Annotated in this window: 4 protein-coding genes; all 4 read left to right on the top strand. The window is 32.5% G+C overall.

Going from position 1 to position 8,217, the window contains the following annotated elements:
• The first annotated feature begins 627 nt into the window (after positions 1-627).
• The 4 genes from GJV76_RS14735 to GJV76_RS14720 are packed head-to-tail and all read left to right on the top strand — an operon-like array spanning position 628 to position 7,353.
• Entirely contained in the window at positions 628-3,420 is a 2,793-nt protein-coding gene (locus GJV76_RS14735) for a TonB-dependent receptor (protein WP_155093353.1), read from the top strand.
• A gap of 4 nt (positions 3,421-3,424) precedes the next feature.
• Complete coding sequence (locus GJV76_RS14730; RefSeq protein ID WP_155093352.1) at positions 3,425-4,645, top strand: DUF4876 domain-containing protein; 1,221 nt, start codon at positions 3,425-3,427, stop codon at positions 4,643-4,645.
• 11 nt (positions 4,646-4,656) lie between these two features.
• Entirely contained in the window at positions 4,657-6,177 is a 1,521-nt protein-coding gene (locus GJV76_RS14725; protein WP_155093351.1) for a DUF6850 family outer membrane beta-barrel protein, read from the top strand.
• A 9-nt stretch (positions 6,178-6,186) separates the two neighbouring features.
• Positions 6,187-7,353: a cytochrome-c peroxidase gene (locus tag GJV76_RS14720; protein WP_394367077.1), complete on the top strand. Its 1,167-nt coding sequence runs from the start codon at positions 6,187-6,189 to the stop codon at positions 7,351-7,353.
• The last annotated feature ends 864 nt before the right edge of the window (positions 7,354-8,217 follow it).

The following is an 8,217-nucleotide window of genomic DNA, read 5'->3' as shown; positions in this document are numbered from 1 at the left end:
TATGAATCCTGCGCTCTAACCAACTGAGCTACCTCGCCATTATTGGTCTGCTTTACTTGTGTAATGCGAGTGCAAATATAGAACAAAATCTTTACAGCGCAAGGCTGGAAGCTTGTAAAACCTCACTTTTCTTTAATTTTAACATTTGTGATTTCTTATCTTTTTAATTATGAGAATCTTATGTTTAAAAAAAACATGATTCCTTTTTTGAGTAGTTGTATTTCACTTTTTACGGTGATTTACGCTCTATTACAAGCAAGGCAAATTTCACTACACTATTTATTTTTTCTAATCTATTTTTCAGATATGAATCTTGTAGGTATAGATTTAGCAATTACAAAGAGAGGATAGTTTACTTTGGTCTATTTTGACTTAGAATGTAGTTGCTAATATTTGACTTCTTTTATTTTATAGCTATCATAAATGTTTGAATAATATATTTTATGTTATTTAGATTAAATAAAATTATTAACAAACAATTGATAAAGTTTTTATTTTTTAACTTCTGTTCTTTGTTGTTTTGATATTTGTTAACGATATTTTATGAATTACTAATAATTATTTAGACTGTTTAAAAATAAATAAATCATTGCTATATCTTTGTGCCACTTTTAGACATTTAGAAACATGCGATTTATTACCAACCTTTACTTGAAGGTTATTATTATCTTTTTAGTATTTAGTTTGAGTAGTTATGCTCAAAAAAGGGAAACAGAATTTCTTATTGTAGATAGTTTGAATACCCCTATTGAAGATGCTATTTTGTATATCAAAAATGATACAAATAGTTATACTCTTATTAGTGATAGTAAAGGAACTGTTGCAGTTAGTATTAATCCAGCACAGTATCAAATTACGGTTTCTCATCTTCAATACTATCAATATTATCAACCCAATTTTTTACTTGAAGCAGGGAAGAAGTATAATATAATTCTGAAGCAAAGTAGTAATGAGTTACAAGAGGTTATTATTACAGCAAAAGAAGATGATGGTTTAGTGACTAAAAGTATTATTGATCGCCAAGCAATGCGACACCTTCAACCCTCGAGTTTTAGCGATGTAATGGAATTGCTGCCAGGAGGAAGAGCTAGTACTCCTTCTTTGACCAGTACGAATATTGCTTTGATACGCGAATATAAATTACCTTCTGTTGATCAAAATAAATATAATACCAGTGCTATAGGTGTTCAATTTTATATGGACGACTATTTATTGAATAGCAATGCTGATATGCAAAGTTCATTAAACGCTAAGCAGACTATTGGCAATACGAGTGGCTATATAGGAGAGCGACGAAGCACTACTACGACTGGTATTGATATGCGTACTATCTCTACTAACGATATTGCCTCTGTTGAGATTATCAGAGGTATACCTACAGCAGCTTATGGGGATTTGACATCTGGCTTGATTAAGATTAATCGAGTATCTGGTAGATCTCCTCTTTCTCTTCGTTTAAAAGCAGATGGTTATAGTAAGCTTTATTATATTTCTAAAGGAATAGGATTAAAGAACAACTGGGATCTAAATGTAAGTATGGATTTGCTCGATGCCAAAAGCGATCCAAGAAGGGAGAATGAAACGTACAAAAGAATTACATCTTCAATACGACTGAAGAAATCTTTCTATTTTGAGGATAAAGTCATTGAGTGGTCAACGAATCTTGATCACAATACAACGATAGACAAATTTGTCTATGATTCAGAAAGTGGTGTTTATAAGGATGATAGATATGAGAGTTCAAAACACAAGATAAATATTTCAAATAAGTTATCTTATCTAAATTCCAATGAATCAAGTCCTTTCAGAAAGATGCAGTTTATAGGAAATATTGGCCAGGGATTTGAAGATATTAAGCAGCATAAATTAATGCAGTTAAATGGACCAACAGCTATTCCTATAACCTTAGAGCAAGGAGTTAATGATGGTTATTTTTTGCCGATAAAGTATTTTTCTGATTTCTCTACCGAGGGAAGACCATTGGATATTAATTTAAAACTCAATGCAGATTTTAAATTTAATACAAGTAGTATTACACACGCAGTTGATGTTGGTTTGGACTATAGGTATTCGAAGAATAATGGCAAGGGATATATTTACGACTTATTGACTCCTCCTATTGAAAGAATGGGGGTAAGACCAAGAGCTTTTAGCGATATACCAGCATATCAAAACTTGGCTGGATATATAGGGGATGTCATGACTTATTCTTTCTCAGATCAAAGTATTAGCTTATATGTAGGGACGAGATTTTCAACTATGTTAGGAATGGATAGTCAGTATGCTTTAAGCAATAAAATATTCATAGAGCCTCGTACTAATTTGCAGTGGAAACTTCCAAAGTTTAAAATAGGTCAGAAGGATTTTCAAACGGATTTGACTTTAGGATATGGACAGTTGTATAAGCAGCCTACTATGAGTATGCTTTACCCTTCTGATTTGTATGTTGACTTTGTGCAGTTAAACTTTGGTCATTTAGATGAAAATGTACGTAGAATGAATTATATGACGTATGTCGTTGATCGAACGAATAAAGATTTGACAGCAGCCAAGAACGTAAAGTATGAGGTTAGACTTGACTTTAAGTATGATAGACACAAGTTCTTCATCGCCTACTTTAACGAAAAGATGGATAGCGGTTTTAGAAGTGAGGTAAATTATTTGACATATGATTACAAGAGGTATGATGCTACTGGAATAGATTTAGTAAATATCAAAGAACCTCCTGCTTTAGAAGATTTGCCATACGAGGATAGAAAAACATTAAGTGGACATAGTAGAACCTTTAATGGTAGTCAAACTTTTAAGAGAGGTATTGAATTTGGATATTACTCGCCTCGTATTGACTTTTTAAATACCAAGTTTACTTTAACTGGTGCTTGGCTAAAAACTACTTATCGCAATACAATTCCCATTCAGGAAATCCCACAGGTATCTACTACTCATACAGGATATCCTTATGTAGGGGTGTATCAAAGTAATCAGGGCTACATTTATTCAACATTTAATTACAACTTAATTGTAGATACGTATCTGCCAGCATTGGGGATGAACTTATCTGCTTCTTTTCAAGGAACATTGAGAAGAACGGAAGATAGAGCATTTAAAGACAAGTTTCCTATCGCGTATTTTGGCGCTGATCAACAGAGGTATCCTTTGGATAATCTTCCTGATAACGATCCAAATAAACAATGGTTAATACGATCTGTTTCAGCAACGGATAACATGAGAGATAAGTATGGATTAGATCTACAAATAAATTTGAAAGCATCTAAAGAGGTATTTAAGGGAATGTCTGCTTCATTGTTTGTGAACAAACTATATACTTATGCAGAGCCCTATTATAGACTTAATAAAAGAATAGAAAGAAATAAAAGGGTAACCCCTTATTTCGGAATGGAATTAACTTACAATTTTTAATAATATGAGAAAAAGTTTTTTAGCCATAACAATGGCGATTTTTAGTTTAACATTTGTTGCTACTTCTTGTTCAAGTGACGACAATACAGTAGAAGAAATAGTTGTAAAAGAGACTGGTTTACAGTTGAATTTAAAGTCTGATTTCGCAAATGAATATATTGATGCAAAAGTTGAATTTGTTGAATTAAACACTGCTAAGAAAGAAGTATTCACTATTAAATCTGACAAGACAGAACTTAAAATAGCAAAAGGATCTTATAAAATTACTTTAAATGGTAAAGCAACTAACAAAGAAAAGGTAGAGTTTCATATTGGAGCAAGTGGGGAAGTAGATATTGTATCTGATAATCAAACAATTGATTTAGAGATTTTTGTAAAGAGCTTTGCAAATGATTTTATCATAGAAGAAATATTCTTTACAGGAGTACTTACAAATGAAGGGAAACAATATACAAATGGAAAGTATTTTAAATTAACTAATAATACAGATAAAGAGCTTAAAACTGGTGGATTGTTAATTCTTCAGTCAGAGTTTTATTCAACTTTAGATCACAAAGTAACTCCGAATATTAAAGAAAAGGCATTTGCAGTAAAAGGAGTTTTAATGATTCATGAGAAAGATTCTAAGAATGTGAAGCCTGGGGATTTTATTATTATAGCAGATAATGCAATCGATCATAGTGTAAGTAATGGATATGATTTAACAAAAGCTGATTATGAATTTCCAAATCGCGAAAATCCAAAATTAGGACAGGTTGACAATCCTCAAGTACCAGATGCTGAAGTAATTTACACAACAATGGCAATGAATATGTTTTTTATGCACAATAGAGGATTTGAGAGTTATGCTATTGCTCGTTTTCCTGAGGGTGTTACTAAAGAAGCATGGATGCTTGAGAACGTATATTCATACAGTTACGTAAATGCAGCGGGTAATATAACTGAAAAGAAAGGGTACTCTGTACCAAATGAATGGATCTTGGATGGAGTAAATTGTTCAATTCCTACAAAATGGGAACAAAATCTATTGGGATCGTCAATTGATTCAGGTTGGACAAGTGTAGGAACTATAGACAGTGATCCGTTGAGATATGGCAAGACAGTGAGAAGAAAAATTGTCGGACAAATGGAGAATGGTAAACATATGTATCAAGATACAAATAACTCAACTGATGATTTTGTTCCAGATTCAGAAGCAAGTTTAAAAAAGGGTATTGTTCATTAATAAAATAGTAAATGAAATTAAGTAATCAGAAGATCGTATTGGCAATTTTTTTTTTAGTTGTTAATATGTTTGCTCAAGAAAATCGCGATTTCTTTTCGCGTCTCGACGAGCAGTATTCTTTAGAGAAAACTTTACAAAAACCAATATACTATAATCCGGCATTTATGTCGGATTATAGTATTTACTCTTTTTCCGATTTTCAAATTAATTATAATCAGCATAAAAAAGACGATTATTTATTACAAGAGGGAGGTAAAGAGAAAGGATTTGCCGTACAAGGAAAGTCTTATAAAAAGTTGTCTAAGGGTCAAAATGTTTGGGGTGAAGTAGCTTATAGGAATTTTGATATCTATGACGTACAGTGGAATTTGAATGTAGACAAAGACAAGATAGAACCATATTTTATTGCAGATTCAAGTAAAGGTGATCGAAAATACGAGGTTTACTTTTTCAAAGGAGGTTACGTTAAGTCTTTTTCAAAGATTGATGTGGGAACTGAGTTTAGTTATGAAGCAAAAATGGGATATGGCCAATCAGACCCAAGACCTAAGAGTACATCGTCTGATTTAAAATTGAATGTTGGGGCTAGTTATAAACTGAATATACCTTATAAGGTAGGTTTATATGCACAAGTTGAAAAGTATAATCAAGATAGTAGTATTGATTTTGCCAGTTTAATTGAGAAATCTACAATTTATCAAATGACCGGCTTTTCAGACTTTAATAGTTATTTTAGCTATAATTCGATGAACGCTATCTATTATGGCTATACCTATAAAGTAGGAGGTAGCTTTAAGCAGTTTGAAAAGAATAATCTCTATGCTTGTTTTGCTATAAGTAGTAATAAGTTACATAAAGCAGTTACTCTGTCAACAGACTATGATATCAATAGGTTGGAAACGAATGCTTATCAACTGTCTTTTAGTAAGTTCTTTGACTTTGACAATCATCGTTTGGGAATTCTGTTTAATCAAACTCACCAACAGAAAGATGGATACGATATTTACTATACCAATAATAAAGAAATTCTGACTAAACTGTTGGAAAAAAAACAGTATAAGTATAAGATAGACAACAGTAGATTTGATATTCTATATACTTATAAAATGAATCGTGCAACGTTGAGTTTAAACGGTGTTTACGAGTTAGAAAAAGTAAGTGAGTCAAAGGAAGAAAGTCCTTTATTTAAAAAAATAACAGCACATCACTTTGGTCTTGTAGCCAGTTATAACTACAAAGTAAATAATCGCGATAATCTAATGTTTACAGCCTCTGTATTTCAGCGAAAAGTGAGTCATTCAAAAGCAAAGTTATATGTCGATAACACAACAAAGGAGAGCTTGCGAAATTGGTTGGATAACGATTTTAAAATAGTTTCAAATGATTATCAAAACGCAAAGATGTCCCTGCGATATAACCGTCAAATAGATGAAGTATTTGGAGGTTTTATCGGAGTAGATTACAATTATTTAAATTATAGTGATTTAGGAGCGAATAACTCATATTCACTAAGGGTGGGAATAACTTTTTAAAGGGTAAAAGTGAAGAATAGCGCATTAATATTATTGTTTGTATCTATAAGTTCTTTACTTAGTTTTAAGGGATTGATTGATTTTAACGATGTAGAGTATAAGCAGATTATAGAAAGCTATAAGAAGCCTATTATAGAATGGCCTATACCAACAGTAGATGAAGGGGTAGAGTGGAGGGAATTTGAAAGTATCCAGCGAGATACAGCTTTTTTTACAACACAAGAAAAACCAGAAGTGATCTTAGGTAAAATGCTTTTTTTTGATCCAAAATTATCAAGATCGCAACAGATATCATGTAGTTCTTGTCATGACCCAGAGATGGGATGGACAGATAGACGCACTGTCAGTTTAGGACATGATCATTTGCAAGGAGTTAGAAATACTCCAAGTTTATACAATATAGGAGATAGGACAGTATACTTTTGGGATGGTAGAGCAAGAACTCTGCAAGAGCAAGCTATTGGACCCTTAACGGCACCTCATGAAATGGCGGTTGATAATTTGGATGAGGTTGTGGATAGGATAAACCAAATAGAAGCTTATAAAGACTTATTTATGAATGCTTATGGTGATAGGGATATTACAGTTAAACGCATTTTAGATGCCTTAGCTATTTTTCAACAATCTATTAAAAGTCAGCCGAGCCGAGTTGATTTATTCATTGATGGGAAGTACAATGCTTTGACAGATAAAGAGATTTATGGTATGCATATTTTTCGCACTAAGGCAAGGTGTATGAATTGTCACTTTGGCAAGGATCTTACAGATGATTCTTTTCACAATATCGGATTGACCTATTATAAGCGTAAATATGAAGATTTGGGCAGGTATGTGGTAACTCAAAATCCAGATGATGTAGGTAAGTTTAGAACACCTTCTTTGAGAGATTTATTGAATACGCGACCATGGATGCACAATGGGTTGTTTGATAATCTGTTTGGTATTGTAAATATCTATAATAGTGGGATGCACATGATCGATCCTACAGAAGAACAAAAGTTGAAAGATCCCCTTTATCCTGTAACGGATTCCTTAATGAAGCCACTTGGATTAGATAGATTCGAAAAAGAAGCAGTGGTTGCCTTCTTGGAAGCATTAAGTGGTAGTAAATTTAAAATGAGAAGACCTGATTTGCCAAGGGATTCAACGGCGAAAGAAGAATATAAAACACTTTAGTAGAAACGTTTTATCGTTTCTTTTTAAGGCTTGGTAAGGCCAAACTTCACTTGTTTTTACACTGTTAGTTTTAAGTAAAAACAAAAGGTAACTATTGAGTTACTTATGGTATCGTATATGTGTCATCTATAGAAGTTCTTCGTTTCAGATGATAATATTAGTTATTATATCAGTTAAAGAAAATTACTTTAATAGAAAGTAGTCGGGTCATGTCAAAGGTATGGGAGAAAGGTACAAAATGACTTTTGTCTTTTATGTTGGATAGCTCTAAATTACATAACCCAACTTGTCCCATTAACTTAATAGGGGGCCTTAATTTCAATTGTGTATTTGAACTATAGATAAAACTCCATTTCTACTTTGTAGAAAGAATATTTGTAGGGATTGATGTACTACAATGTAATTCTTTTTTAGTGTAATCTACAATGCGAGTATTCTCATAGCTTTATCTTTTAGATGATAATCAGTGTTATATTGCTCGCACTTTCTTTGGGGATTCTGGGGGATTGCTTGGGGTTTCCTTGGGGAAATGCCCCTTTTTGCGTATAAAAGTGCAAGAATACCCCTAGAAAAGTGCGAGAAAGAGCAAACGAAGTACTACTTTTTCTTGTTCAATATAGGGTTGTAACCTGGTCTACATTTCTATAAGAAAGACGAAGTAGGTTAGGTTTTGTTTCAAAGGTATTAGGGAATAAAAAGAAGGTGTATAGCAGTTGCTATCTTCATGTAGCTATATGCTCTGTGAATCGACAGGAAAAGAGCATAGACTAAACTGTATGCTTAGCCATTAATATTGGTAATTGATTTTCAATTAATCTCATTTTAATAAATAAAAAAAGGACATAATCTCGTGATTATGTCCTT

It is taken from the genome of Myroides albus (genome assembly GCF_009711045.1).
Taxonomy (GTDB): Bacteria; Bacteroidota; Bacteroidia; order Flavobacteriales; family Flavobacteriaceae; genus Flavobacterium; species Flavobacterium album_A.
This window is presented reverse-complemented; position numbering and strand designations above follow the sequence as displayed.

Coding starts and splice junctions, on each gene's coding strand:
- GJV76_RS14730 (WP_155093352.1), top strand. CDS start 3,425: ATGAGAAAAAGTTTTTTAGCCATAACAATGGCGATTTTTAGTTTAACA.
- GJV76_RS14725 (WP_155093351.1), top strand. CDS start 4,657: ATGAAATTAAGTAATCAGAAGATCGTATTGGCAATTTTTTTTTTAGTT.
- GJV76_RS14735 (WP_155093353.1), top strand. CDS start 628: ATGCGATTTATTACCAACCTTTACTTGAAGGTTATTATTATCTTTTTA.